General features: G+C 72.5%; 28 protein-coding genes and 1 tRNA gene. 22 read left to right on the forward strand and 7 right to left on the reverse strand.

Annotation, left to right across the window (positions count from 1 at the left end; all coding sequences use genetic code 11):
- The first annotated feature begins 7 nt into the window (after positions 1 to 7).
- The 6 genes from ACGFN2_RS05115 (at position 8) to ACGFN2_RS05140 (ending at position 4,681) form a co-directional block, all read left to right on the forward strand.
- A complete protein-coding gene (locus ACGFN2_RS05115) occupies positions 8 to 1,063 on the forward strand; it encodes an NAD(P)-dependent alcohol dehydrogenase (RefSeq protein ID WP_393357645.1) in 1,056 nt (351 codons plus the stop codon).
- A gap of 206 nt (positions 1,064 to 1,269) precedes the next feature.
- Entirely contained in the window at positions 1,270 to 1,440 is a 171-nt protein-coding gene (rpmF, locus tag ACGFN2_RS05120; protein ID WP_362603858.1) for a 50S ribosomal protein L32, read from the forward strand.
- A gap of 6 nt (positions 1,441 to 1,446) precedes the next feature.
- Positions 1,447 to 2,661, forward strand: coding sequence for a GTP-binding protein (locus ACGFN2_RS05125; RefSeq protein ID WP_393357647.1), 1,215 nt, complete (start codon positions 1,447 to 1,449; stop codon positions 2,659 to 2,661).
- A gap of 102 nt (positions 2,662 to 2,763) precedes the next feature.
- Positions 2,764 to 3,306 (forward strand): LPXTG cell wall anchor domain-containing protein, encoded by a 543-nt coding sequence (locus tag ACGFN2_RS05130; RefSeq protein WP_362603862.1) that lies wholly within the window; start codon positions 2,764 to 2,766, stop codon positions 3,304 to 3,306.
- Positions 3,307 to 3,341: 35 nt separating this feature from the next.
- Entirely contained in the window at positions 3,342 to 4,046 is a 705-nt protein-coding gene (locus tag ACGFN2_RS05135; RefSeq protein WP_393357649.1) for an RNA polymerase sigma factor, read from the forward strand.
- Positions 4,043 to 4,681 (forward strand): hypothetical protein, encoded by a 639-nt coding sequence (locus ACGFN2_RS05140; RefSeq protein WP_393357651.1) that lies wholly within the window; start codon positions 4,043 to 4,045, stop codon positions 4,679 to 4,681. The genes ACGFN2_RS05135 and ACGFN2_RS05140 overlap by 4 nt, the downstream gene beginning before the upstream one ends.
- Positions 4,682 to 4,686: 5 nt before the next feature.
- Here ACGFN2_RS05140 and ACGFN2_RS05145 read toward each other — a convergent pair whose 3' ends face one another.
- Positions 4,687 to 6,303 carry an apolipoprotein N-acyltransferase gene (locus ACGFN2_RS05145; protein ID WP_393357653.1) on the reverse strand — a complete coding sequence of 539 codons (1,617 nt, stop codon included), beginning with the start codon at positions 6,301 to 6,303 and terminating at the stop codon, positions 4,687 to 4,689.
- A gap of 234 nt (positions 6,304 to 6,537) precedes the next feature.
- Between ACGFN2_RS05145 and ACGFN2_RS05150 the strand changes: the two genes are divergently transcribed.
- Positions 6,538 to 7,152: a DUF4232 domain-containing protein gene (locus tag ACGFN2_RS05150; protein WP_393357655.1), complete on the forward strand. Its 615-nt coding sequence runs from the start codon at positions 6,538 to 6,540 to the stop codon at positions 7,150 to 7,152.
- A gap of 184 nt (positions 7,153 to 7,336) precedes the next feature.
- Entirely contained in the window at positions 7,337 to 7,633 is a 297-nt protein-coding gene (locus tag ACGFN2_RS05155) for a type II toxin-antitoxin system VapB family antitoxin (protein ID WP_006604254.1), read from the forward strand.
- A gap of 106 nt (positions 7,634 to 7,739) precedes the next feature.
- Here ACGFN2_RS05155 and ACGFN2_RS05160 read toward each other — a convergent pair whose 3' ends face one another.
- Complete coding sequence (locus ACGFN2_RS05160) at positions 7,740 to 8,189, reverse strand: hypothetical protein (RefSeq protein WP_362603871.1); 450 nt, start codon at positions 8,187 to 8,189, stop codon at positions 7,740 to 7,742.
- Between the two features lie 178 nt (positions 8,190 to 8,367).
- Between ACGFN2_RS05160 and ACGFN2_RS05165 the strand changes: the two genes are divergently transcribed.
- Positions 8,368 to 9,018, forward strand: a complete 651-nt coding sequence (locus tag ACGFN2_RS05165; protein WP_393357658.1) for a LytR C-terminal domain-containing protein — start codon at positions 8,368 to 8,370, stop codon at positions 9,016 to 9,018.
- A gap of 74 nt (positions 9,019 to 9,092) precedes the next feature.
- Here the strand turns inward: ACGFN2_RS05165 and upp are convergent, their stop codons facing one another.
- Entirely contained in the window at positions 9,093 to 9,728 is a 636-nt protein-coding gene (gene upp, locus ACGFN2_RS05170) for a uracil phosphoribosyltransferase (protein WP_362603872.1), read from the reverse strand.
- A gap of 175 nt (positions 9,729 to 9,903) precedes the next feature.
- Here upp and ACGFN2_RS05175 point away from each other — a divergent pair, with 175 nt between their 5' ends.
- The 4 genes from ACGFN2_RS05175 to ACGFN2_RS05190 all read left to right on the forward strand — a co-directional run bounded on the left by ACGFN2_RS05175 (position 9,904) and on the right by ACGFN2_RS05190 (position 11,663).
- Positions 9,904 to 10,122 (forward strand): hypothetical protein, encoded by a 219-nt coding sequence (locus ACGFN2_RS05175; protein ID WP_362603874.1) that lies wholly within the window; start codon positions 9,904 to 9,906, stop codon positions 10,120 to 10,122.
- Positions 10,123 to 10,332: 210 nt separating this feature from the next.
- A complete protein-coding gene (locus ACGFN2_RS05180; protein ID WP_393357660.1) occupies positions 10,333 to 10,872 on the forward strand; it encodes a hypothetical protein in 540 nt (179 codons plus the stop codon).
- 70 nt (positions 10,873 to 10,942) lie between these two features.
- The gene (locus tag ACGFN2_RS05185) at positions 10,943 to 11,497 is read left to right on the forward strand and encodes a nucleoside deaminase (RefSeq protein ID WP_362603878.1); all 555 of its coding nucleotides are present in this window, start codon (positions 10,943 to 10,945) and stop codon (positions 11,495 to 11,497) included.
- Positions 11,498 to 11,576: 79 nt separating this feature from the next.
- Positions 11,577 to 11,663 (forward strand) — tRNA-Ser (locus ACGFN2_RS05190).
- A gap of 280 nt (positions 11,664 to 11,943) precedes the next feature.
- On the opposite strand, the gene ACGFN2_RS05195 is transcribed toward ACGFN2_RS05190, so the two are convergent.
- Complete coding sequence (locus ACGFN2_RS05195) at positions 11,944 to 12,426, reverse strand: hypothetical protein (RefSeq protein WP_393357662.1); 483 nt, start codon at positions 12,424 to 12,426, stop codon at positions 11,944 to 11,946.
- Between the two features lie 526 nt (positions 12,427 to 12,952).
- Here ACGFN2_RS05195 and ACGFN2_RS05200 point away from each other — a divergent pair.
- The 6 genes from ACGFN2_RS05200 to ACGFN2_RS05225 all read left to right on the forward strand — a co-directional run bounded on the left by ACGFN2_RS05200 (position 12,953) and on the right by ACGFN2_RS05225 (position 17,671).
- Complete coding sequence (locus ACGFN2_RS05200; RefSeq protein WP_167392858.1) at positions 12,953 to 13,117, forward strand: hypothetical protein; 165 nt, start codon at positions 12,953 to 12,955, stop codon at positions 13,115 to 13,117.
- A gap of 136 nt (positions 13,118 to 13,253) precedes the next feature.
- On the forward strand, positions 13,254 to 13,547 hold the full coding sequence (locus ACGFN2_RS05205; RefSeq protein ID WP_362603883.1) for a Dabb family protein: 294 nt from the start codon (positions 13,254 to 13,256) through the stop codon (positions 13,545 to 13,547).
- A gap of 219 nt (positions 13,548 to 13,766) precedes the next feature.
- The gene (locus ACGFN2_RS05210) at positions 13,767 to 14,576 is read left to right on the forward strand and encodes an RNA polymerase sigma factor SigF (protein WP_168480565.1); all 810 of its coding nucleotides are present in this window, start codon (positions 13,767 to 13,769) and stop codon (positions 14,574 to 14,576) included.
- 191 nt (positions 14,577 to 14,767) lie between these two features.
- On the forward strand, positions 14,768 to 15,604 hold the full coding sequence (locus tag ACGFN2_RS05215; protein ID WP_362603885.1) for an RNA polymerase sigma factor SigF: 837 nt from the start codon (positions 14,768 to 14,770) through the stop codon (positions 15,602 to 15,604).
- A 549-nt stretch (positions 15,605 to 16,153) separates the two neighbouring features.
- Positions 16,154 to 16,984, forward strand: a complete 831-nt coding sequence (locus tag ACGFN2_RS05220; protein ID WP_393357665.1) for a hypothetical protein — start codon at positions 16,154 to 16,156, stop codon at positions 16,982 to 16,984.
- Positions 16,985 to 17,197: 213 nt separating this feature from the next.
- Complete coding sequence (locus ACGFN2_RS05225) at positions 17,198 to 17,671, forward strand: VOC family protein (protein ID WP_362603889.1); 474 nt, start codon at positions 17,198 to 17,200, stop codon at positions 17,669 to 17,671.
- Positions 17,672 to 17,757: 86 nt separating this feature from the next.
- Here ACGFN2_RS05225 and ACGFN2_RS05230 read toward each other — a convergent pair whose 3' ends face one another.
- A complete protein-coding gene (locus ACGFN2_RS05230; RefSeq protein ID WP_362603891.1) occupies positions 17,758 to 18,309 on the reverse strand; it encodes a MarR family transcriptional regulator in 552 nt (183 codons plus the stop codon).
- A 73-nt stretch (positions 18,310 to 18,382) separates the two neighbouring features.
- Between ACGFN2_RS05230 and ACGFN2_RS05235 the strand changes: the two genes are divergently transcribed.
- Positions 18,383 to 19,702 carry an amidohydrolase family protein gene (locus ACGFN2_RS05235; protein ID WP_393357668.1) on the forward strand — a complete coding sequence of 440 codons (1,320 nt, stop codon included), beginning with the start codon at positions 18,383 to 18,385 and terminating at the stop codon, positions 19,700 to 19,702.
- Between the two features lie 565 nt (positions 19,703 to 20,267).
- Here ACGFN2_RS05235 and ACGFN2_RS05240 read toward each other — a convergent pair.
- Together ACGFN2_RS05240 and ACGFN2_RS05245 are read right to left on the reverse strand one after the other, a co-directional pair.
- On the reverse strand, positions 20,268 to 21,206 hold the full coding sequence (locus ACGFN2_RS05240; protein WP_362603895.1) for a helix-turn-helix domain-containing protein: 939 nt from the start codon (positions 21,204 to 21,206) through the stop codon (positions 20,268 to 20,270).
- Positions 21,207 to 21,464: 258 nt separating this feature from the next.
- Entirely contained in the window at positions 21,465 to 21,683 is a 219-nt protein-coding gene (locus tag ACGFN2_RS05245) for a hypothetical protein (RefSeq protein WP_362603897.1), read from the reverse strand.
- 345 nt (positions 21,684 to 22,028) lie between these two features.
- On the opposite strand from ACGFN2_RS05245, the gene ACGFN2_RS05250 reads away from it, so the two are divergent.
- Both ACGFN2_RS05250 and ACGFN2_RS05255 read left to right on the forward strand, forming a co-directional pair.
- Positions 22,029 to 22,502, forward strand: coding sequence for a MarR family transcriptional regulator (locus ACGFN2_RS05250; RefSeq protein ID WP_362603899.1), 474 nt, complete (start codon positions 22,029 to 22,031; stop codon positions 22,500 to 22,502).
- Between the two features lie 11 nt (positions 22,503 to 22,513).
- Positions 22,514 to 25,111, forward strand: a complete 2,598-nt coding sequence (locus ACGFN2_RS05255; RefSeq protein WP_393357671.1) for an MFS transporter — start codon at positions 22,514 to 22,516, stop codon at positions 25,109 to 25,111.
- Positions 25,112 to 25,351 lie beyond the last annotated feature (240 nt).

Raw genomic sequence — 25,351 nt, forward strand, 5'->3', positions numbered from 1 at the left:
CGGTGGCATGACGCACACCTCTGTCTCCGCGTACGCCGCACCCGCCCCGAAGGCACCGCTGGAGCGGATCACGATTCCGCGCCGCGAGCTGGGTGCCCACGACATCCTGATCGACATCAAGTACGCCGGTATCTGCCACTCCGACATCCACACCGTGCGCGCCGAGTGGGGCGACGGCGGGGCCTTCCCGATCGTCCCCGGCCACGAGATCGCCGGTGTGGTCACCGAGGTCGGTGCCGAGGTCACCCGCTACCGGGCGGGCGACCGGGTCGGCGTCGGCTGCTTCGTCGACTCCTGCCGGGAGTGCGACAACTGCCGGGCCGGGCTGGAGCAGTACTGCACCGGCGAGCTGGGCAACGTCGGCACGTACAACGCCACCGGCCGGGACGGCGAGACCACCTACGGCGGCTACTCCACCCATATCGTCGTCGACGAGAACTACGCCCTGCGGATACCGGAGAGCATCCCGCTGGACGCCGCCGCGCCGCTGCTCTGCGCCGGCATCACCCTCTACTCGCCGCTCGCCCACTGGCAGGCCGGCCCCGGCAAGAAGGTCGCGATCGTCGGCCTGGGCGGCCTCGGGCACATGGGCGTGAAGATCGCGCATGCGATGGGCGCGGAGGTCACGGTGCTGAGCCAGTCGCTGCGCAAGAAGGACGACGGTCTGCGGCTGGGCGCCGACCACTACTACGCGACGTCCGACCCGGCCACCTTCGAGGAGCTGGTCGGCACCTTCGACCTGATCGTCAACACCGTCTCGGCCAACCTGGACCTGAACGCCTACCTCGGGCTGCTGCGCACCGACGGCACCCTGGTCCAGGTCGGCGCCCCCGAGAACCCGCTGCCGGTCGCGGCGTTCGCACTGATCCCGCAGCGCAAGTCGCTCGCCGGCTCGATGATCGGCGGCATCGCGGAGACCCAGGAGATGCTCGACTTCTGCGGTGAGCACGGGCTCGCCGCGGACATCGAGGTGATCGGCGCGGACCGGATCAACGAGGCGTACGAGCGGGTCATGGCCAGCGATGTGCGCTACCGCTTCGTCATCGACACCGCCACGATCTGACCCCGCCGGGGATCGTCCGGCCCAGGCGCCGGTCCGCCCGGGGTGGCCTGCCGCAGGCCGCCCCGGGCGGTGGCGTTCCCGGCCGCCGCCCGGGGCCCCACAGGGTCCAATTGAAAACGGTACCCATTTCCATATAGCCTCCCGGGGACGCCCGCCGCCGGTGTGCCGCACCGGCCCGCCCGCCCTTCCCGTAGGAGGCCCGCCCCATGGCCGTACCCAAGCGCAAGCTCTCCCGCAGCAACACCCGCCACCGCCGGGCCCAGTGGAAGGCCAGCGCACCGCAGTTGGTGCCGGTCACCGTCGACGGCTCCGTGTACCAGGTGCCGCGCCGCCTCGCGAAGGCCTACCGGCTCGGACTGATCGACCCGAAGGGCTGACCGGCCATGACGCACCCCCGGCTGCCCGTCACCGTGCTCTCCGGCTTCCTCGGCGCCGGCAAGACGACGCTGCTCAACCACGTGCTGGGCAACCGCGAGGGCCTCCGCGTCGCCGTCATCGTCAACGACATGAGCGAGATCAACATCGACGCGGCGCTGGTGCGCGGCGGCGACGCGGCGCTGTCCCGTACCGAGGAACGGCTCGTCGAGATGACCAACGGGTGCATCTGCTGCACCCTGCGCGACGATCTGCTGACGGAGGTCGAGCGGCTGGCCCGGGCCGGACGCTTCGACTATCTGCTGATCGAGTCCAGCGGCATCTCCGAACCGATGCCGGTCGCCGCGACCTTCGCCTTCCCCCGCGACGACGGCGCCACGCTCGGCGACCTCGCGCGCCTGGACACCATGGTCACCGTCGTCGACGCGGCCGGCTTCCTGCCCGAACTCACCGGCGGCGACGGCCTCGTGGAGCGCGGCCTGGACCAGTACGAGGACGACGAGCGCACGGTCAGCGACCTCCTGATGGACCAGGTCGAGTTCGCCGATGTCCTGGTACTCAACAAGACCGACCTGGTGGACGCCGCGACAACCGAGCGCCTGCGGGCGACGCTGGCCCGGCTCAACCCGGCCGCCCAGGTCGTCACGGCCCGCCACGGCGCGGTGGCGCTCACCGAGGTGCTGGGCACCGGCCGCTTCGACCTGGAGCGCGCCCAGCAGGCGCCGGGCTGGGTACGGGAACTCAACGGCGACCACGTCCCGGAGACCGAGGAGTACGGGATCTCCAGCACCGTCTTCCGCGCCGCCCGCCCCTTCCACCCGGCCCGCCTCTGGCAGTTCGTCACCGAGCAGCTCGACGGCGGCGCCTTCGGCCAGATCCTCCGCTCCAAGGGCTTCTTCCGCCTCGCCACCCGTCCCGGCCTCACCGGCCTGTGGTCCCAGGCCGGTTCGGTCGCCCGCTTCGAGCCGTCGGGCACGGACGACGGCACCGCCCCCACGAGCGGCACGGAGCCCGCCCAGACCGGCCAGGAACTGGTCTTCATCGGCACCGGCCTGCGCCCCGGCCCGCTGCACACCGCCCTGACCGCCTGCCTCCTCACCCCCGACGAGCCCACCCCCACGGCCACCGACGACCCGTTCCCCGCATGGGAGGTCCACGGCACGGAGGACCCCTGCACACACGAGGACACGGCGGACCCGCCGGCCGTGCCGCTCACCGGCTGAATTTTTTTCGCGCCGCCCGGCAACCCCCGCCCCTGCCGCACGTCGTCAGGGGTGAGGGCGCCATCCGGCGCCGCCCCGTCGAAGAACGTGGAGCAGCCGACCGTGAAGTCCACCCGTACCTTCCGCACCACCTCCGCCGCCCGGCCGTACGCCGCCCGCCCCCGACTGCGCGGTGCGGCCGGCACCGGGCTGGCCGCGGCGCTCGCCCTGGCCGCGCTGTCGGCCGGCACCGCGCACGCCGAGGACGGCCAGGCGTCCCGGCCGCACTACCTGGCCGCCGGCCACGCGGCCCCCTCGCCCGCCCCGAGCGACGGCAGCGAACGGCCCACCCCGCCCCCCAGCAGCCCCACCGAGGCGCCCACCGAGCCGCCCGCCACCCCGGCACCCACCGAGCCGCCCGGCGCCCCGCGGCCCTCGGCCGGCCCGACCCGCCCGGGGCCGCAGCCGAGCGACGCCACGCCGCCGCCCAGCGCCACACCGTCCTCCCCCGGCAAGCCCGCCCCCGCCCCCGGGAAGGACGGCGGCAAGGAACTCGCGCGCACCGGGGCTTCCTCCACGACCACCCTGGCGCTCGGCGGTGTCGCCGCGGCGCTGCTCCTCGCGGGTGGCGGCACCGTCTACACGGTCCGCCGCCGGCGCGCCTGAGCCACCGCTCCCCGCGCGCCCGCCCCGAGGAAGCGATGGAGTACTCCGCCGCCCCGCACCCCGCCCCGGTACGGTTCGCCCTGCCGGGGCCCCGGCCTGCCCTGTGGCGGTGGCTGCTGCGCACCGTCCGCCCGGCGGCCGCCCGCCGCGAGACACCGCGCACCGGCCACCCGTCCCGGCCCGCCGCCCACGGCCGACCCGACGGCTCCCCGAGCCGGTTGCCGGACGCCGGGGGCGCCGCGGCGCCCGATCCCGCGCCCACGATCAGCGAGCTGTACCACGCGCACCGGCTGCCGATGGTCCGGCTGGCCGTCCTGCTCGTCGACGACCGCGCCACCGCGGAGGACGTCGTGCAGGACGCCTTCGCCGCGCTCTACAAGCGGCACGGCGAACGGCTCGACGAGGTCGACAACGCGCTCGCCTATCTGCGCACCGCGGTGGTCAACGCCGCCCGCTCGGTGCTGCGGCGCCGGCGTACCGCACGCGACTACACCCCGCCGTACGAGGCGGATGCACCCTCCGCCGAGGAGCGGATCGTGCTGGACGAGGAGCACCGGGAGGTGTTCGCCGCGCTGAGCGGGCTGACCGCCCGCCGCCGGGAGGTGCTCGTGCTGCGCTACTGGGGCGATCTGACGGAGGCGCAGATCGCGACGACACTGGGCATCAGCCGCGGCGCGGTGAAGTCCCTCGCCAGCCGCGCCCTGGACTCGCTGGAGAAGATCTTGGAGGCGCGGTCATGAACGGCCCCGGCACCACCGGCCGCACCGGAGGCGGCCCGGCAGGCGGCGTCTCCGGCCCCGGCGGCGCGGGCGGCACCGGGCCCGGCCCCGAAGGCCCGCTGTCCGGGCGCCCCGTGGAGGACCGGCTGCGGCGGGCCTTCGCGGCCCGCGCGGAGAGCATCGGCCTCCGGGACCTGCGGCCCGCCGCGCCCCCGGGACCGGCGCTGCGCCGCGGGCGGCTGTCCGGTCAGCGGCCGCCCTGGCTGCGCCGTTTCGGGCTGCCGCTGGCCGCGGCCGCCGCGGCCGCCGCCGTCGCGCTCGGCTATCTGGCCGCCGCCCCCGACGGCCCGCCGGACCGGCCGCGGCCCGCACGGCCGCCGCACCCCGTCAGCCCGTCACCGGACGCGACGCCCACCGAACCGACGCCCGCGCCCAGCGCACCGCCGACCGGCGGCACGAGCACCGCCGGCCCCGGTTCACCAGCCCCCCGCACCGCCCCGGCCGAGCCACCGCGCAGCCGCCCCACGGAGCCCCCCACGGCCCGGCCGTCCGACCGCCCCTCCGGGACCGGGCAGCCGCCCTCCGCACCCCCGACCGGCACCGCCACGCCACCCGGGAGCGACCGGAGCGGCACCCCTTCACCGTCGGGGAGTTGAAGAGTTCACGGACGTCCGGCACCGGGCGCGGGGACACCGGCGGCGGACCGGCGCCCCCGCACCCCGAGCGCCACCACGAGCAGCGTCCCGCCCGCGCACAGCAGGGCGAACAGATCACCGGTCCGGCTGTAGAGGGTGTCGGTGCGCGGCTGCACCGGCACCTCGGCGACCAGCGTCTGCCGGTCCGCGGTGAAGTAGTCCGCCGCGGCCCGGACGCGGCCCTGGTGGTCCACGGCGGTGGCAACGCCGTGCACGGACTGCCGGACCATGGCGTAGCCGTACTCCACGGACCGGAGGACGGCCCGCTGGGCGTGCAGCGACTCGAAGCCCGCCCAGTCGTTGGCGGGCACCATGAGCAGTCCGGCGCCCCGGTCCGCCGCCTGCCGCATCAGCGCGGGGAAGTCGGCGTCGTAGCAGATCACCGTCGCCAGCCGCCCGTACGGCGAGCCGGTCACGGGCACCTCCCCCGGGCCGGGCGTCATCGGCTCCATCGGGGTCGGGTGCGTCTTGTCGTAGGTCCGGGCGACCTTCCCCTCCGGTGTCACCAGCGCGGCGACATTGCGCACATAGGGCGGCCGCGGGGTGTGGAGCGCGAAGGCGGTGTCGACGTAGACCTGACGCTTGCGGGCGATCGCGGCGACCCGGGCGAGCAGCCGTTTCCGGTCCGGTGCCAGGACGCGGGCCTGGGTCTCCGGCCACACCACGATCCGCGCCCCGGCCCGCGCCTCCCGGTCGGTGGCCGCCACCAGATCGTCGGTCACCGGCGCCAGCGCGGCGCGGACCCGCCGCGGATCGGCCCGCACGAGGTTCCGCGGCCGCCACAGCTCCGTCCCTGCCCCGTGCAGCGCCCGTTCACCGGCCCGTACCGCGGGATGGCCGGCGCTGACGCCCGCGACCCGTACGGTCGTCGTCGTCGGCGCGAAGGCCACCAGCCGTACGCCACCGGCCCCCAGCACCAGGGCGAGCACCCCGGCCCACACCAGCGCTCCGCGCCGGATCTCCCGCCACCGGAAGCCGCGCCCCCAGGCCCAGTGCGCGACCGAGGCCGTCCACGCCACGACGAAGCTGACGCCGTACACCCCGGTGACGGAGGCGAGTTGGACCAGCGGCAGAAAGCCGTGCTGGGTGAAGCCGAGCACCCCGTAGTCCCCGAAGCCGGCCAGCAGCGTGAAGAGATACTCGCCGCAGACCAGCACCACCGGGAAGACCAGCGTCGACCACACCGCACCGGAGCGCGCCGCGACCAGCCGGTCGGCCACGAACGGCAGCGTCTGCACCACGGTGAGCACCGCGAACACCGCCACCACGGACGGCACGAACACCAGGCCCGTCGAGGCCAGCCACGCCAACTGGGCCAGTCCCAGCGCGTATCCGACGCGCGGCAGCCCGCGCCAGGCCGGCCGCAGCCGGGCGTAGCGCAGCAGAAAGACCGGAAACAGCCAGGCGGCCGACGCCAGATGCCAGTTGCTGTGCACCGCGAGCACCAGCAGCACGGTGCCCGCTCCCCACAGCCACCGCCCGGCCGGCCGCTCCCGCGCCGCCCGCGCCCCCCGTTCCGCCGTCCCGCCCCGGGCCTTCCCCGCTGCCCCGCCCGCTGTCCCGCGCTCCCGTATGCCGAGCACGCCGTTCTCCTCTCGCCCTCCCCTTGCGCACCGCTCGGTGCGTACCGGGACGCTAGGTCCGGCGGTTCCCCGCTCACCACTGCCGTTCGGCAGGAACGGCCCCCGACTTTCGTCACGGTCCCGGGAGCGGCGGCCCGCGCAGGAGCCGCGCCCCGGCCCGCGTTAGCCGTGCGTTAGCCGATCGCCAGCACCCCCACCGAAGGTCGTGTACACGCCACCGTCCGGGGAGCACCCATGCCCATCACTGTCACCGCCACCGCCCGCCGGGCTGCCGCCGCAGCGCTCCTCGCCACCGCCACGCTGGTCCTGACCACCGGCTGCCACGACGCCGGCCGGCAGACCGAGGGCTCGAACAGGGCGGTGTCACCGGTCCCCACCCTGTCCGCCTCGCACGACGACGGCGCCCCGCCCCGCGGCCCGGACGGCCGGGTCGTCTGCACCCCCGAGATGCTCAGGTTCCACGCCGGCGCGATGCCGCGGCGGCCCCACCGCATGCTGCTGACGGTCACCAACTTCTCCGACCGTCCCTGCACGTTCGCCGCCCAGCCCTACCCACTGCTGCGGTTCGGCGACGACCGCCGGGCCCCCCTCCCGGCCATCGAGGCCAGTGCACCGCCCGCCGCCGTCGCCCTCGCTCCCAACCGGACCGCGTACGCCCTGATCACCACCTCCGCCGCACACCGCGGGCACCACCGGGGCCGCAAGGTCTCCCAGTTCGGCGTCGCCCTGACGGCCCGCGCCACCCCCACCCAGGTCGGCCTCGACGGCCGCGCCCCGGTCCATGTCGACCCGCACACCGCCCGGGTCACCTACTGGCAGCCGAGCCTGGCCACCGCCCGGAAGTGGTGACGCCCGGCCGCGCGACACCGGGGCCGGCCCCGCCACGACAGGCCGTCCCGTAGGCCGTTCGGGTCGCATCCGGCCATATCCGCCGCACCTCAGCTCCCCAAAGATCCAACTTTGCGGCCAATGATCCTTTTGCGCTGCTGCGGCATGGCTGCGCCCGGCGCCGCTCGCCCGGTAGGCTTTCCGTGTGATCTTCAAGCGCATCGGAAACGGCCGGCCGTACCCCGACCACGGCCGGGAGAGCACCCGCCAGTGGGCGGACGTGGCCCCGCGCCCGGTACGCCTCGACCAGTTGGTGACGACCAAGCAGCAGCTCGACCTGGAGACGCTGCTCGCCGAGGACTCGACGTTCTACGGCGACCTCTTCGCGCATGTCGTCAAGTGGGAGGGCGACCTCTACCTGGAGGACGGGCTGCACCGCGCGGTGCGCGCGGCCCTCCAGCAGCGCCAGGTGCTGCACGCCCGCGTGCTCGAACTGGACTGACGCCACCCCACACCGCCGCCCGTACGAGCAGGCCGGCCGGCAAGCGGCCGAAAACGGCGAACGGCCCACCGGTGAGCACCGATGGGCCACCCTGCTCAGCCGCGGGTCACGGCATCTGAATCCAGGGGCTGCGCGGGATCACATTGTGTGTGGACCCCGCACCGCGGAGCCGCGCCACCACCGTGTAGCGGCCGGCCGACTTCGGCTCCCAGTCGAACCCCTTGATGGTGTACTTGTTCACCTTGCTCTTGGGGCAGGGCCGGGTGGCCGCCTTGTAGACCTTGCTGCCACTGCCCTCCTTGAGGACGTTGAACTCCACCTGGCACTTCTCGTGGTTGGCGGGCAGCCAGACGCGCGCGTAGGCGCGCAGAATCCCCCGCTCGGGCTTGCTGACGCACGACTGCCAGTAGTAGATCTTGTTGTTGTGCTCGTGGGTGTTGGAGTAGTCGTAGCAGCCGCCCTTGCCTTCGGCGTAAGCCGCCGGCGCCAGGGTCAGTCCGGTCAGGGACACGGCCGCGCACAGCGTTCCCACCGTGGCGGACTTGAGCATCTTCACGTTCTTGTTTCCCCACAGAAGACGTGCTGGGGGCAGGAAAGATGCCCCCTGAAATGGTCATGACAAGCCTAACCACTTCCCACCCCTCCCGACAGAAGTTGATCCTTTTGGGTTGGGTCTCACGCCACGCGTTGATCATTTAGTAGGCACGGACCGCCCTTCGCACTACGCTGCGCCCATGAGCATGCTGACGCCCCCTGGCATGGGCGGTAGGAAGTACCGCATCACGGGCGACAGGTATCCGCGGATGCGCCGTCCCCGCCACCGTCGCCGCATCGTTCTCACCCTCGTCGCCGCCGCCTGCGCCCTCGGCCTGGCCGGCTGGGGGACCCTGCAGCTCATCGACGTCTTCGGCGGCCGGAGCAACACCGCGCACGCCGCCCAGGACAAACAGAAGTGCCCGGACGGCGCCCAGGCGGACGCCGCTCAGGCGAAGACCGCCGCCCGCAAGCTCCCCGCGCCCGGCGCGCTGACCGTCAACGTCTTCAACGCCACCCCGCGTTCCGGACTCGCCAAGCGCACCGCCGACGAGCTCCAGAAGCGCGGCTTCAAGATCGGCAAGGTGGGCAACGCCCCCGCCGCCTACGACAAGAAGGTCAAGGGCGCCGGAATACTGCTCGGCCCCGACGCGGCCGCCGACGGCCCGCTGAAGGTGCTCGCCACCCAGCTCACCGGCGCCGAGAAGAAGACCGACGGCCGCAAGGGCGCCGAACTCGACCTGGTCATCGGCGACGGCTTCAAGGCACTCGCCCCCCAGCAGCAGGCCGCCAAGTCGCTGTCCCTGCTGACCCATCCGTCCCCGGCCCCCGCCGCCGGCGCCAAGTGCTGAGCGTATGAGAACGGGCCCCGCACCAGCCGTGGTGCGGGGCCCGAACAGTGTTCAGGGGAAAAGGGCGGGGCCGCTCAGCCGGCCGTGCCGTACATCCGGTCGCCCGCGTCGCCGAGGCCCGGCACGATGTAGCGGTCCTCGTTGAGCCGCTCGTCGACCGCCGCGGTGACCACCGTCACCGGCGCCCCGGCCAGCTCCTTCTCCATGACCGCGACACCTTCCGGCGCGGCCAGCAGGCAGATCGCGGTGACATCGTCCGCACCGCGCTCGATCAGCTCACGGATCGCGGCGACCAGCGTGCCGCCGGTGGCGAGCATCGGGTCGACGACGTACACCTGACGGCCCGAGAGGTCGTCCGGCATCCGCGTGGCGTACGTGTGCGCCTCGTAGGTCTCCTCGTTGCGGACCATGCCCATGAAGCCGACCTCGGCGGTGGGCAGCAGCCGGACCATGCCCTCCAGCATGCCCAGACCGGCCCGCAGGATCGGGACGACCAGCGGGCGCGGGTGCGACAGCCGCACGCCGGTGGTCGCCGTCACCGGGGTTTCGAGGTCGACCTGCTCGGTGCGCACATCGCGGGTGGCCTCGTACGCGAGCAGGGTGACCAGCTCGTCGGCGAGGCGCCGGAAGGTGGGGGAGTCGGTGCGCTTGTCGCGCAGAGTGGTGAGTTTGTGCGCCACCAGCGGGTGGTCGACGACGTGAATCCGCATGACATCGACAGTAACCGAGGCGGAGAGCCCGGGAGCCCGCCCTGCGGCGCCCGGCAGACGGGCGCCGCCACCCGAGGCGACCGGCATCAAACCGCCGAAAGGAGGGAAAGGGGGCACGTACGCCCGATTGGCCGTTCCGCGATCGGGCGAAGTGCCGGCCCGAGGTGGTGTGCCCGTGCCCGACCGTAAGCGGACCGATGACCCGAACGACGCCGTCCCGGACGACCGGAGCGCGCCCCCGGACGCCGGGAGCGAAGCGGCGCGCCGACGGCGCCGCGCCCAATTCCTGCGGGAACTCCACGAGGCCAAGGAGCTGCGGGACCGCGTCCAGCCGCGCCGCGCACGGGCCGAGCGGATGCGTCAGGCCCTGCGGATGCGCACGTTCCGCGGGTAGCGGAGCCGATTGCGCCGGTAGCGGAACGCCCCCGCGCCCCCGCTCGCGCTGCGGCACGTGAGCGACATCTCTCACAACCTCCGCACGACGCAGCGCCGAAGACCCCGCGCGGACGCGTTGTTTCTGCCACGATTCCGAAGGGGCGGGACCAACGGCGTGCAGCGCCGCCCCGCCCGGCCCGGCACGCCTATGACCAGTGGGAGAGTCACGGTGTACTTCGCCGCACTGCTCGCGCGCACCGAAGACGGGTGGGAAGCGAGCGATACGGAGCTCGACGATGTGGAGACGCTGACCGATCTGGCCGACCTGGCCCGAGAGGCGGCGGTCGACGACGACACGGTGGTGGCCTTCATCGAGCAGGAGGACGCCTGGTTCGGCGTCATCCGGGTGGACGGCGAGGACGACCCACGGGTCTTCCTCTCCAATGCCGCCCTCGCCGCCAGAAGCTCGTACGGCGCCATGCTGACCGACGAGCTGCTCGGTCGCGACGACGAGGACGCGACCGACGACCTCGACAGCCTCGACCTGGACGGCACGGAGGACGGCGAACCCGAATCCGACAACAGCGTGGACGACCCCCTGGAGGCGGTGAACGGCTCGGACGGCCCGCCGCACGGCCCGCTCGGCGATGCCGGTCTGCTGGCCGACCTGGGTGTCGGCGAGCGGGAGCTGCTGGCCCTCGACGGTGATGCGCTGAGCACCATCGCGGACTCGCTGGGCTGCACGGAGGTCCTCGAAGCCGTGCGCTGATCCGGCCCGGCCGCGCTCGGCCCCCGGGGTCCGCGGGCCCCGCCCCGGTCACGTCCCCGACACTGGGGACATGACCGTCCCCCCATCCGCCTCTCTTCCCTCCCCCGCGCCCGACCCGCTGCGCGATCCCTGGACCGCGGCGATGCGGCAGGCGCTGGGCGAGGCCGCCCGCGCCCCCGGGACCGGCGACGTCCCGGTGGGCGCCGTCGTGCTGTCCGCCGACGGCACGGTCCTCGGCACCGGCCACAACGAACGCGAGGCCACCGGCGACCCGACCGCCCATGCCGAGATCCTCGCGCTGCGCGCCGCGGCCCGGACCCTGCGCGAGGCGGCCTCGCGCGCCGGGTCCGGCGGGGACGGCGGCGGGCGGCGGGCGAGCGACTGGCGGCTGACCGACTGCACGCTGGTCGTCACCCTCGAACCGTGCACGATGTGCGCCGGCGCGATCGTGCTCTCCCGGGTCGACCGGGTCGTCTACGGCGCCCGCGACGCCAAGGCCGGCGCGGCCGGCTCGCTCTGGGACGTCATCCGTGACCGACGCCTCAACCACCGTCCGGAAGTCATCACCGGCGTCCTGGAGGCCGACTGCGCGGCCCTGCTCACCGCCTTCTTCCGCGCGCGCTGACCGGTGCGCGGAGCCCGTGACGGCCGCCTCCGGGAATCCGATTTCGGCGCACGGCCACCCGTGGGCTAAGCTTCCTCTCGGTAGCGTGTCCGAGCGGCCGAAGGAGCGCGCCTCGAAAGCGCGTGAGGGGGCAACTCCTCCGTGGGTTCAAATCCCACCGCTACCGCTCAGAGGGCGAAGGCCCCGATCCTCACGAGGATCGGGGCCTTCGTCGTGTCCGGGGGCCGCGACGACCGGCTGTGCAGCGCAGGTGCCGCCATGGACCGCAGAGGATTCCGTGACCGGCGGCGGCTTCTGCTTGCGTACGGGTACGGACGGGGCGATGACTGCGACCCGGTGGGTACGGGGCGATGTCCGCGACCCGGTGGTGGGCGAACTCGTCGTCGCGCACGACCAGATCGTGCACCTTGCGCCGCCGGGCCGGCCGTGATCGGCCGGACAAGGGCCTAGTGGGCCTCGCGCCTGCGGCGGGAGCGGCGGACGAAACGCACCAGCAGCCAGATCGCCACGGCCACCAGCGCCAGGAAGAGGACGAAGAGCACGATCAGGACGATGCCGAGCTTCTTGAAGAAGCTGCCCTTCTTCTTCACCTTCGACTTCCACTTGGACGCCTTGGACTTGGAGACCGAGGTGACGTGCGACGTCTTGTGGGTGCGGTGGTGGCGGTACGAGAGGGGCTGCGCGGGCGCGGCGGCGAGCCCGGCGGAGGCCTCGGCGCTCCGGCTCGGAGCGCTCGCGGCGGCCGCCGTCCGTACGGTGTCCCCGGCGCCGGGGCCCGCCGCCGCCGCGGGTGCGACGGCCGCGGCCAGCAGACCGGCCAGCAGTACCAGCACGACGGCCGGGCGCCGCGTCAGAGGTGAACGGAGGCCGCCGCGGGCCGGCCGGGCGGCTCGGCGGGACGAATCGGGCGCGGTTGCTGCGGAGTTCATGGGCATCCTTCGGTTCCCCCTTGAGGCGAGCGTCCCGCCATTATGTGCCGCGGCCCGGCGCCTGTCTCCGCATACGAAGGGAGCCCCACCACCGTGCCGTTTCCTGGATTCCCCCGTGGTTGCCAGGGGCGGCCCGGTGGCGGAGCTCCTGCTCGGTGGGGGCGGCGGCGTCCGGGGACGGCCGCTCCCCCGAGGGGACCGCGCCTCCAGTCCGCGCCACCGTCCGGGGACGGTCCTGGCGCGGGCCCCGCAGCGAGGCTCCGGTCCCGGGGCCGTGGATTCCTGCCAGATCCCTTGGCCCACCTCTCAGGGTGCCTCCGGGAGCCGTCCCAACAGGCAGACGAAGGGCCCCCTTTGGTGGGCCTTTGGTCCATAAAGTCAGGATCAGTCCGGGCAGCGCCGGAAGCACCCTGCGGACGGGCCCGTGACCTCGGCTCCCGAGATCGAACACCTGTGGTTACACTCGCCCGACTGCAAAGGGAGCTGCAGGTACTGCCGTAGGGGACTGCGTAGGGGAGACGGGACGATGGCGCAGGCGAAGAAGATCGCGTTGTACATGATCATTGTCTTCGTGCTGTACACGATCATCACGTCCCCGCAGCGGGCGGCAGAAATGGTGCAGATAGGCTTCGAGGGCATCTCGTCCGCCGCGCAGGGCGTCGGCGAGTTCATGACCCAGCTGATCAAGTAGGGACCGCACGCCCCGGGCGGCGACCCCTGGGGGCCGCCCGGGACCGGGCCGGCCCACGGTCGGCCGGTGCCCCAGCCCCGGCCCAGCCGTCCGACGACCGGACCGGCTGCGCCTCGTATGCCGCACGGAGGCCCCCGTGATCCGCCACCTGGTCCTGTTCAAGCTCAACGAAGGTGTCTCCCGCGACGAGGAGCGGGTGCAGGCCGGCGCCCGCGCGTTCGCGGCGCTGGAGGGCGAGATCCCGGAGCTGGAGTTCTGGGAGTGCGCCTGGAACATCACCGACCGCCCGATCGCCCACGACTTCGCGATCAACTCCGCCGTGGCCGACCGGGACGCCCTCACCCGCTATATCGAGCACCCGGCCCACCAGGCCGCCGCCGCTCAGTGGCGCGAATTCGCCACCTGGGTGATCGCCGACTACGAATTCTGAGCCGCGGCACTCCCCCGGCCCGTCACGCCGAGCCCCTCGCCCCCGTGGGCGAGGGGCTTTGCCGTACCCCGGGCCACCACCGTCCGCCACCTGTCCGCGCACCCTCCCGCACCACTCAACTCTCTGTTCAACACGGCGTTATGGGGTGCTTGCACACAGTGCACATGTCTTGTGATGCTATGACCGCTTTTGCCGGATACATGCACTGTGAAGGGTGGCGTGACCGTGACGGCCCGTACTGCGCCCAAGGCTCCATCCCGCGAGAGCCGAAGCGCGGACACGCGGGCGCTCACGCAGGTGCTGTTCGCGGAGCTGACGGACCTCGACCCCGGCACGCCGGAGCACACGCGGGTCCGCGCCGCCCTGATCGAGGCCAATCTGCCGCTGGTCCGGTACGCCGCGGCGCGCTTCCGCAGCCGCAATGAGCCGATGGAGGACGTCATCCAGGTCGGCACCATCGGTCTGATCAATGCGATCGACCGATTCGATCCGGACCGGGGCGTCCAGTTCCCCACCTTCGCGATGCCCACCGTCGTCGGCGAGATCAAACGCTATTTTCGAGACAATGTCCGCACGGTCCATGTGCCACGCCGGCTCCACGAGCTGTGGGTCCAGGTCAACGGCGCGACCGAGGACCTGACGGTGCTGCACGGCCGCTCCCCCACCACCGCCGAGATCGCCGAGCGGCTGAAGATCGGCGAGGACGAGGTGCTGGCCTGCCTGGAGGCAGGCCGCTCGTATCACGCCACCTCGCTGGAGGCCGCACAGGAGGGCGACGGCCTGCCCGGCCTGCTCGACCGCCTCGGCTACGAGGACCCGGAGCTGGCCGGCGTCGAGCACCGCGACCTCGTACGGCACCTTCTCGTCCAGCTGCCCGAGCGCGAGCAGCGGATTCTTCTGCTGCGTTACTACAGCAATCTGACGCAGTCCCAGATCAGTGCGGAGCTAGGGGTGTCGCAGATGCATGTCTCGCGGCTACTGTCGCGGAGCTTCGCCCGGCTGCGATCCGCAAACAGGATCGACGCATAGCCGGGACGGGCGACCCGATCCTGCACAGATATGTCGACATGGCGCTACAGCGTGTTGCCGACATGTGACATTCTGCAGGAACCGCGTTTGCCGTGGCGCTGCCTCCGGTATTCAGGTGGAGGTATAACTCCTCGTTCCGCCCCGGTCCGAGGAGCGCCGCAGCGACCCGACCGCGACCTCAAGGGGGTGGCATGTCCGTAGAACTGGGCAGCTCAAAGGTGCTTCCCGCGATTCCCGCGCCCGCACCGCACGTGCATGACGACGACTCCATCAACACCCGCACGCTCTCCCGCTCCCTGTTCCTGCGGCTGGCCTCGCTCGACAAGGACTGTGTGGAGCGTACGTACGTCCGCGACACGCTCATCGAGCTGAACCTCCCGCTGGTCCGCTACGCGGCGGCCCGCTTCCGCAGCCGCAACGAGCCGATGGAGGACATCGTCCAGGTCGGCACGATCGGCCTGATCAAGGCGATCGACCGTTTCGATTGCGAACGCGGCGTGGAATTCCCGACGTTCGCGATGCCCACCGTGGTCGGCGAGATCAAGCGCTTCTTCCGCGACACCTCGTGGTCGGTCCGGGTCCCGCGCCGGCTCCAGGAGCTGCGGCTCGCCCTCACCAAGGCCAGTGACGAGCTCTCCCAGAAGCTGGACCGTTCCCCGACCGTTCCCGAACTGGCGCTGTGCCTGGGGGTGTCGGAGGAGGACGTCGTCGACGGCCTGGCCGTCGGCAACGCCTACACGGCCTCCTCGCTCGACTCCCCCTCCCCCGAGGACGACGGCGGCGAGGGCTCCCTCGCGGACCGCCTCGGCTACGAGGACAGCGCCCTGGAGGGCGTGGAGTACCGCGAGTCCCTCAAGCCCCTGCTGGCCAAACTCCCGGCCCGCGAGCGCCAGATCATCATGCTGCGCTTCTTCGCCAACATGACGCAGTCGCAGATCGGCGAGGAGGTCGGCATCTCCCAGATGCATGTCTCCCGGCTGCTCACCCGCACTCTGGCGCAGCTGCGCGAGGGCCTCATCTCCGACTGAGGAACGGTCCGCCGAGGGGCTGCACAAAGCCTCGTGCCGCTCGGCGGACAGTTGTAAGGGAACACGAGGAGCAGCGCAAGCAGACCAGCAGGACCAGCAGAACCAGCAGGAGGAAGGCGGGGCGCAGTGCGGGGGATTCCCGCCCCGGCCGACCGAAGTGCCGTATGAGAAGCCGTAGAAGAGTCGCAGGCGGCCGGCAGAGCCGTCGGTGGCCAGAGGCGGTCGTACGCGGCCTCATGGCTTCGCAGCTTCGTGACTTCCTGGTTTCGTGACTTCCGGGCTTCATGGGCTCGTGAGGTGAGCCGACGCCCGTGACGGCTTCAGGGTCTCCCAAGGTGGCTCGTGGACCGCGTACTTGATGCGGGTCCCGGCGTCCCGGCGTTCATGTCGCCCGGCCCGTCCGCCTCTTCCCGCGCACGGCCGTCAACCTCCCCGCCGATTCGGCCATCCCACTCTCCGGTGATGCGGCCCTCCAGGCGATTCAGTCCTCCACGAGTCCGGCGTCCGGACCTCTGTACACCTGACGCATCGTCAGCAACACTGCCCCCCATGCGACGGACGACGACTGTTGCCTCCGCCTCCGCGGCCGTGCTGTGTCTGGGTGTCCTGCTCACCGGGTGCGGCAGCACCGCCGGCGCGGGTCATGCCGCGGTGGGCGCCGCGGGTCCCGCCGACGGCCGGGGGCCGAATCAGGCCGTACCGCCCGAGGGCCGCGTCGAGCTGACGCCCCTGGACGGCGACGGGGGCCGCGGACGGCACGGAGACGGCAGCGGCGGCAAGGACAGCGGCGGCGGTACGGAGACCGGCCGGCCCGACTCCGGGGCGTCCGGCGGCTCCGGCGAGGGCGACGCGGATGACGGCGCACGGGCGCCCGGCCGGCCCGGCGTCTCCGGTGCCCGGCCCGGCGCCTCCCCGGGCCCCACGGGAACGCGCCCCGGCCAGGGAGGCGGCAGCACACCCCCGGCCTCTCCGAGCGCGCCCAACTCCCCCTCGCGTCCCGGCCCTCCCACCCCGCCGCACGGCACCCCGGCGCCGAAACCGCCCTCCCCGACCCTTCCGGCCGGCCCGGGCACCCCCGACGGCCTGCTGATCGGCCTGCCCGGCCGGTCCGGTACCGACGTGCGCTGGTGCGAGCAGGTCACCCTGGAGTTCCTCAACACCGGCGACCGGCCCGTCACCGCCGGCACGGTCACCTTCGGGACCCACATCATCGGCGGCCTCGGCATCGACTGGGCCACCATCAGCTCCACCCACAAGCTCCCGCTGCCGCTCGCCCCGGGGAAGCGGAAGACCGGCAGCTGGCGGGTGTGTGTGGACGGCTGGCGGGTGCCGGCGGGCATGCACCTCGACACCAAGGACGTGACGTTCGGCTGGAAGTGAGGCCGCCGGGGCGGGCCACCGGAGGCCGCCGGAGCCCGTCGCCGTCGGCCTGGGCCGGAGCGGACCGCCGGGACGCCCTCCGGGCCGCTGCGCCGCGCTCCCCCGCCTGCCCGCGGAAGCCTCTCCCTGAATAGCGATGAGTTCCGAGCGGTGCGACGGTCTATAGAGGCACAGCCGCGGCCACCGGCCGCGAACCGTCCCAGGGAGAAGACCATGCCCAAGATCACGCCCAACCTCTGGTTCGACACCCAAGGCAAGGAAGCCGCCGAGTTCTACTGCTCGGTGTTCCCGAACTCGAAGATCAACGCAGTCACCTATTACAACGAGGCGGGCCCGCGGGAGGCCGGCACCGTGCTGACGGTGGAGTTCGAACTCGACGGCCAGGAGTACCTCGCGCTCAACGGCGGCCCGGAGTTCACCTTCTCCGAGGCCGTCTCCCTGATGATCACCTGTGCCGACCAGGACGAGATCGACTACTACTGGGCCAAGCTCTCCGAGGGCGGCGAAGAGGGTCCCTGCGGCTGGCTGAAGGACAAGTACGGGCTGTCCTGGCAGGTGGCGCCCGGTGGCATGGCGGAGATCCTGAACGACCCGGACCAGGAGCGCGCGGCCCGTGCCATGAAGGCCATGTTCGGCATGAAGAAGATCGACATCGCCGCGCTCCAGGCGGCGGCCGACCAGGCCTGAACCGCCGCTTCCGGCGGCCGCCCCCTCACCGCGGGAGCCCAGGCCCGGTCCGGGGCTCCGTGGTGGGGCGGCCCGGACCCGCGGCCTCAGGAGCGGCTGGGATTCCGTCCGGTCCGTAGAGGGCGCGGGGCGGCGGTGTGGCGTATGTCCACGTCGCGCAGGGCCCGGGTGGCGGCGTCCAGGGTGGTGGGGGACGCCTCGGCGAAGAGGGCCTCATGGGCGTCGGCGTTGGCACGGACGGCGCGCTCGGCCGTGCGCACCCCGTCGGGGGTCAGCCTGATCATGGTGCTCCGGCCGTCGTCCGGCGAGGGCTCGCGGCGGACCAGGCCGCGGCCGGCGAGGTGGTTGACGACGTTGCTGATGCCGCCGGAGGACAGCAGCAGGGCACGGGCCAGTTCGTTCGGCTTCATACGGTACGGCTCGCCCGCCCGGCGCAGGGCGACCAGGATGTCGAACTCGGCGACGGTCAGCCCGAGTTCGGGCAGCACACCGCGGGTCGCCTGATCCAGGGCGCGGGCGAGCCGGGCTATGCGCTTGGACAGCTCCGTCGACGGGCGGAGCACGTCCGGCAGCTCGGTGCGCCAGGCGTCCAGCAGGGCGTCGACGGGATCGGGGCGTGGTCCGGGTGGAGCAGTCACGTCGGCAGGATAGATCAGCACCATGATAGCTTTCTATAAAGCTTTCTTCCGAATGTGTAGAGGGTGACTTGCCATGGGAACCGAGCGCCACCACTCACCGCGCCTGCTTCTGCGCGGCGGCCTGGTCATCGACACCTCCCCCCACCCCGTCGTCCACCCGCACACCGACGTCCTCGTCGAGGAGGGCCGGATCGCCGCCGTGGGCCGCGGGCTGCCCTGCGACGAGTCCGACACCGGCCTGGAAGTGATCGACGCCCGGCAGCTGGTCGTCCTGCCCGGCTTCGTCGACACCCACCGGCACCTGTGGCAGGCCGTCCTGCGGTCCGCCGCGGTCGACGAGAGCCTCGACAGCTACCTCGGCCGGATTCTCGGCGACCTCTCCGGCCGCTTCACGCCCGCCGACGTGTACACCGGCAATCTCCTCGGGGCGCTGGAGTGCCTGGACTCGGGCGTCACCACCGTGCAGGACTTCTCGCACGTCCAGTACACGCCGGAGCACAGCGCGGCCGCCGTCGAGGCCCTGGAGGAGGCGGGCATCCGCGCCGTCTTCGGCTACGGCTACCCCGTCTTCGACGACACCGCCCGACGGGCCGACTGGGTGCGGGAGGTCCGCGCCCGGTACTTCCCCTCGCGCGACGCACTGCTCACGATGGCCCTGGCGCCCGTCGGCCCGTCCTTCGCACCGCCGGAGGCCGTCCGGGAGGACTGGCTGCTGGCCCGTGAGCTGGGGCTGCCGATCGCCGTCCATGTGACCGCCGGCCCGGTGGCGATGCGGCCGATCACCGCCCTCCAGGAGCAGGGGCTGCTGACCTCCGGAACCCTGTACGTACACGGCAACTCCCTGCCCGACTCCGAGCTGCGGCTGATCGCCGAGTCCGGTGGTGCGGTGGCGATCACGCCGGCGATCGAGGCGTCGATGCGGTTCGGCGCCCCGATGGCGGGACGGCTGCGCCGGGCGGGCATCCCGACCGGCCTGGGCGCGGACGCGGTGACCTCGGCGCCGGGCGACATGTTCTCGCAGATGCGCGCCGCCCTGATGAGCAGCCACTTCGACGGCGACGGTGACGGCGAGGCCACGGTCAAGGCGGCCGACGTCCTGCGCATGGCCACCGCCGAGGGCGCCGAGGCCCTCGGACTGGCCGACGAGGTGGGCTCACTGGGCGTCGGCAAGCGCGCCGACCTCGTCCTCCTGCGCGCCGACGACATCAACCTCGCCCCGGTCGCCCACGACCCGATCGGCGCCGTGGTGACCGCCGCCCACCCCGGCAACATCGACACGGTCCTGGTGGACGGCCGCCCGGTCAAGCGCGCGGGTCGGCTGGTCTACGGGGAGCTGGGCGGCGTACTGGACACGGCCCACCGGTCGGCGGAGCGGCTGGTGGCGGCCTCCTGAGACCCATAAGGGCTGTCCCGTAATCCCTGGTGGATCAGCGCACGGCGTCAGTGGTGCGGGGGCACCTCCCGGCGTGAGCCGGGGGAGTGCCGTAGCTGTCGTCGTGCATCCGCCAGGGATTCCGGGACAGCCCTCAGTGGTCTGCCAAGGCCCCTGAGCCGGACGTCGTCACCGCCGCCCGACATCCCCCGGTCGACTACGGACCCGCTCGGCTTCGGTAGACCGGTGCCGGCGGCGTCTTCGGCGTGGTGGATGCGCCGGCCCGGCCGGACGGCCGCACCGTGGCCGGGGAGGCGCAGGCGGCAGGCGCCGCGCATGCCGGTGCCGCCGTCAGTCCGAAGGTGAGGCCGCGGGCGGCGACGAAGGCTCCGGCTGAGGTGAGAGTGCGCATGGATTCCCCCTGTGGACACTGCGGATCACCACATGGCTGGTCGTTTCGGGTCGGACGTCCTCGCGAAGGGCCCCCACCCCTCACCAGGACAATGATCGAACTGACGCCCTCCATGATGGTGGATGCGCCTGGCGAATCGTTAGCTCAGAGTGCACAACTGCGTTCGCAATGAGTTCACTTGTGGCCGTTGAGGGCCTGATGCCGGTGGTCCCTGGGCGTGGTGCCGTAGGCGGCGCGGTAGGCGCGGCTGAAGTCGGCCGCGCGGGGGAATCCCCAGCGGGTGGCGATGGTGTGGAGGGGGACGGCGCGGAGTGCCGGGTCGGTGAGGTCGCGGCGGGCCGCCTCCAGGCGTCGGCGGCGAATCCACTCGGCGACGGTGGCGTCCTCGTCACGGAAGAGACGATGCAGGTAGCTGGTGGAGATGTGGTGCGCGGCGGCGATGGTGGCCGGGGTGAGGTACGGGTCGTGCAGCTGCTCCCGGATGAACGCCTGGATGCGCAAGGTGAGGGCCCGTCGGTGGGTCTCCGGGGGGAGGCGGTCGCCGGCTTCGAGCAGGTGGGCGAAGAGCGCGGCAACCAGATCGTTCAGGACCGTGCCCAGCCGGGGTCCGTCGGAGGGCCGGTACGCGGTCGTGTCCGCGGTCAGCTGGGTGAGGAACCGTGCCAGGAGGGCACCCATACCTTCCCGGGCCGACACCGGCGCCCCGACCAGCCGTGGGGTCATGCCGGGAGGCAGCGGCAGCAGGGCCTTGGGAGTCTCCAGCGCGATGATCGTCACCGGGCCCCCGGTGCTGCTGCGGATGTCGTTCGGCAGTGAGGTGGAGGTGACGAACAGGTCGTTCGGCTTGTACGCGGTCTCCCGGTTCGGCCACTCGCCTGTCCCGCTCCCCTGGACGACGAGGGAAAGGTGGTAGGCCTCCGGGTCGGATTGCCGGATCAGCTTCGGTGTGCGCCGGAAGACCAGGGGCTGGTAGGTGGCGGACCACACGGTGACAGCACCGAGATCCAGCACGCGTTGGGAAGCGCGGAAGTCGTCGGGGCAGTCGCTGCGCAGCTCCATGGGGGCGTGGGTGCGGCCCAGCAACTCGACCCAGTAGTCGAACCTGTCCGCCACGGGCAGAGCGTCGGTCCGGAACACCGTCTCGTCCAGCAACAGTCTTTCCCCGTTTCAGAGGGCGCGGCTCAAGGGACTCCCGTCAGGTGGTCACCAGTGTGCTGGACGCCCCGGTTCCCTGCCTCGGCGGCCGCGGGTGGGGAGCACCCCGGCCGCACCTCCCGGAAGGGTGGCGGGCGGACGCACCAAGGGCCCGGCATGGCCATGCCGGGCCCGGACGCAGGTAGACGACTGCGGAGAACAGTGCGAAGGAAGGCGTTACGACAGCGCCAGCCAGGCGGCGCCCGCTACGGCCAGGATGGCGACGATCACGCCGACGATGAGGCCCACGCGGGGGCCGGCCGGCTGCTGGGGGGCGGCGGCGCGGCGGCTGCCGGCCTGCGGGGTGCCGCCCTCGTCCACGAAGGCGCGGAACATCTGCGTGCTGCCGGCCGGGTCGTGGGTGCCGCCGGGCTGGTTCTGCGGGTTGGTCGCCATGGGCAAGGACCCTAGCGAACCAAGGGCGGGGCGGCACCCCTGGGGCGGTCGCACCACACCGCCGGGGGCGCCTACGGAGCGGGCACCGGACGCGTACGGGGCGTGGGCGGGGGTGCGGGCAGGTCGTCTGAGGGCGTCCCGTTACCGACCGGTATCGGGCGGCGGCCGTCATCCGGCCTCCGACCTGCGGCTTTGCGGGTCTCGCCGACCCCATTGACCAATCCCCGGTCCAGACTTTTGGCTCCCTTTACTTCAACCCTGGACGAATCGTTTGCCTTCAGCAACCAACTTGCCTATGGTTGCCCCAAGCAACAAAAGATGTGCGAGGGATGCGTGGAGGAGCCGGTGGCAGCTCAGAGTCAGTACGAGGAGCTGGCCAGGCAACTCAGCGCCATCGGTGCCGTCAAGCGCGAGATGGGGCGGATGCTGCCCCAGGACTGCCCGCCGGCGTCGGCCGGGGTGCTCACCCTGCTCGACCGGCACGGCGAGATGCGGATGAGCCAGCTCGCCGAGCTGCTGGCGATCGACATGTCGGTGACCAGCCGGCACGTCGCCCATGTCGCCGAGCGCGGCTGGATCGAGCGGAAGCCCGATCCGGCGGACAAGCGCTCACGGCTGCTGCGGCTGACCCCGAGCGGCACCGCGCTCCTGGCGGAGCTGGCCGAGCGCTACACGGCCACGCTCGCCCGGTACCTGGACGACTGGTCCGACGACGACGTCGGGCTCCTCACCGAACTCCTCGCCAGGCTCCGTACGAGCTTCGGCGACTGCCGCCCCCGCGCGCATCACGACTGCACCACCCGTACACCCGCAGGATGAAAAGGAACTACATGGCTACGACCACACCAGCCGGTGTGCGGGGCGGCCACGCCAGACACGGAGGCGGACAGCACGCCTCCGACGGGGCCCCGATGACGCACCGTCAGATCATGGAGGCGCTGTCCGGGCTGCTGCTCGGCATGTTCGTCGCCATTCTGTCCTCGACGATCGTGTCCAACGCGCTGCCGGAGATCATTCATGACCTCGACGGCGGGCAGAGCGCCTACACCTGGGTGGTCACCGCCTCGCTGCTGGCGATGACCGCGACCACCCCGCTGTGGGGCAAGCTCTCCGACCTCTTCAGCAAGAAGCTGCTGGTGCAGGTCTCGCTGATCATCTACGTCGCGGGCTCGGTCGTCGCGGGTCTGTCGCAGAACACCGGGATGCTGATCGCCTGCCGCGTGGTGCAGGGCATAGGCGTGGGCGGGCTGTCCGCCCTGGCCCAGATCGTGATGGCCGCGATGATCTCGCCGCGGGAGCGCGGGCGTTACAGCGGCTACCTCGGCGCCACCTTCGCCGTCGCCACCGTCGGCGGCCCGCTGCTCGGCGGCGTCATCACCGACACCGACTGGCTCGGCTGGCGCTGGTGCTTCTACGTCGGCGTGCCGTTCGCGATCATCGCGCTGATCGTGCTGCAGAAGACCCTGAAGCTGCCCGTCGTCAAGCGCGAGGGCATCAAGGTCGACTGGGCGGGCGCGTTCTTCATCAGCGCGGCGGTCTCGCTGCTGCTGGTGTGGGTGACGCTGGCCGGCGACAAGTACGACTGGATGTCGTGGCAGACCGCCGCCATGGTCGGCGGCGCGGTGGTGCTCGGCGCGGTCTTCGTCTTCGTCGAGACCAAGGCCAAGGAGCCAATCATCCCGTTGCGGCTGTTCCGCAACAAGACGATCACCCTGGCGTCGGTGGCCTCGCTGTTCGTCGGTATCGCGATGTTCTCCGGCACCGTCTTCTTCAGCCAGTACTTCCAGCTGGCGCGCGGTGAGTCGCCCACGATGTCCGGCGTCCTGACGATCCCGATGATCGGTGGCCTGTTCATCTCGTCCACCGTCTCGGGCCAGGTCATCACCAAGACCGGCAAGTGGAAGGCGTGGCTGGTCAGCGGTGGTGTGCTGGTGACCGCGGGCCTCGGCCTGCTGGGCACCATCCGCTACGACACCGAGTACTGGCACATCGCGATCTTCATGGCGCTGATGGGCCTGGGCATCGGCATGATGATGCAGAACCTGGTGCTCGCCACGCAGAACCAGGTGGCCCCGGAGGACCTCGGCTCCGCCTCGTCCGTCGTGACCTTCTTCCGCTCCCTCGGTGGTGCGGTGGGCGTCTCGGCCCTCGGTGCGGTGCTGGCCAACCGGGTCAGCCACTACGTCAAGGACGGCCTGGCCGAACTCGGCCCGAAGGCCGCCAAGGCCGCCGCGCACGCCGGCAACAGCGGCGGCGGCATCCCCGACCTGGACGCCCTCCCGGCGCCGCTGCGCACCGTCATGGAGAGCGCCTACGGCCACGGTGTCGGCGATGTGTTCCTCTACGCGGCGCCCTGCGCGCTGCTCGCCTTCCTCTTCACCCTGTTCATCAAGGAGGTCGCGTTGAAGACGCGTGGCGGACTGGCCCAGAGCTCGGAGGGCGAGGAGGCCGCGGCCGCCCTGGCTGCGACCCCGGCGGCCACCGCCCCGGAGGCCGTCGTCCCGGCACAGGCCGAGGAGCGGGAGCCCGCCCTGGTGGGCGCCGCCCCGGTGGCCCCGGACGACGCGGCGCACACGCCCTCCTGGGCGCGCCCGGCCGCCGCGACGGCCACGCAGCCGCTGGCGGCGTACGCCTCGGCCGGCGGCGGGGACGGCATCCCGTCCGGTCCCGCGGTGCACGGCTTCGTCCGCAACGCGGAGGGCAACCCCGTACCGCGCTCCGCGGTGACGCTGATCTCGCTCGGCGGGCGGCAGTTGGGCCGCGCGGTCGCCCAGGCCAACGGCTCGTACGTGCTCGACGCCCCCGGCGCCGGCTCGTACGTGCTGATCGCCGCGGCCGACGGCCACCAGCCGCAGGCGTCCACGGTCGTCATCGGCGAGGCGCCGCACGCCTACGACATCCTGCTCAGCGGCACCAGCGGCCTCGGCGGGCAGGTCCGCAGCGCGGCCACCGGCGCACCGGTCGACGGGGCGATGGTCGTCGTCACCGACGTCCGCGGCGAGGTGCTGGCCACCGGAAAGACCGGCGCCGAGGGCCAGTTCGCCTTCGACGAGCTGGCGCCCGGGACCTTCACCGTCGCGGTGAACGCCCCGAACCACCGCCCGGCCGCACTGCCGGTCGAGATCGGCGGCCAGGGCACCACCCGGATCGAGATCGAGCTGCTGTCCGGCGCACGGGTGCAGGGCGTCGTGCGGGCCGGTGCGCAGCGCCGGCCGCTGCCCGACGCACGGGTCACGCTGGTGGACGCGGCGGGCAATGTCGTGGCCACCTCGACGACCGGGGAGGACGGCGCCTACGCCTTCACCGACCTGGACGCCGGCGACTACACGGTCATCGCGAGCGGCTACCCGCCCGTCGCCACCGGCCTCGCGGTCGAGGCGCACGGGGTCGACGGTTACGACGTCGAACTCGCGCACACCGGGGACTGAAATCCCCCGGGCCCGGGGATCTCACCCGGGAGCAATACCCCGGTCCGGCGCGCGCGTTGAGCGGAGGCGCGCCCCGGACCGGACCCAGGGCTCCGGCGGCGGCGCTGCGCACAGGCAGGGGACGGCCTGCACGCCGCCGTCCGGAGCCCGCACACTTCCCCACGCTCGTGGGGCCCCCGCACCACTTCGGGCGGGGACCCCGGGAGCAGGGGGCACCACCAGGCGACAAACGGGAGAGGC

It is taken from the genome of Streptomyces sp. NPDC048612, assembly GCF_043199295.1.
Classification (GTDB): Bacteria; Actinomycetota; Actinomycetes; order Streptomycetales; family Streptomycetaceae; genus Streptomyces.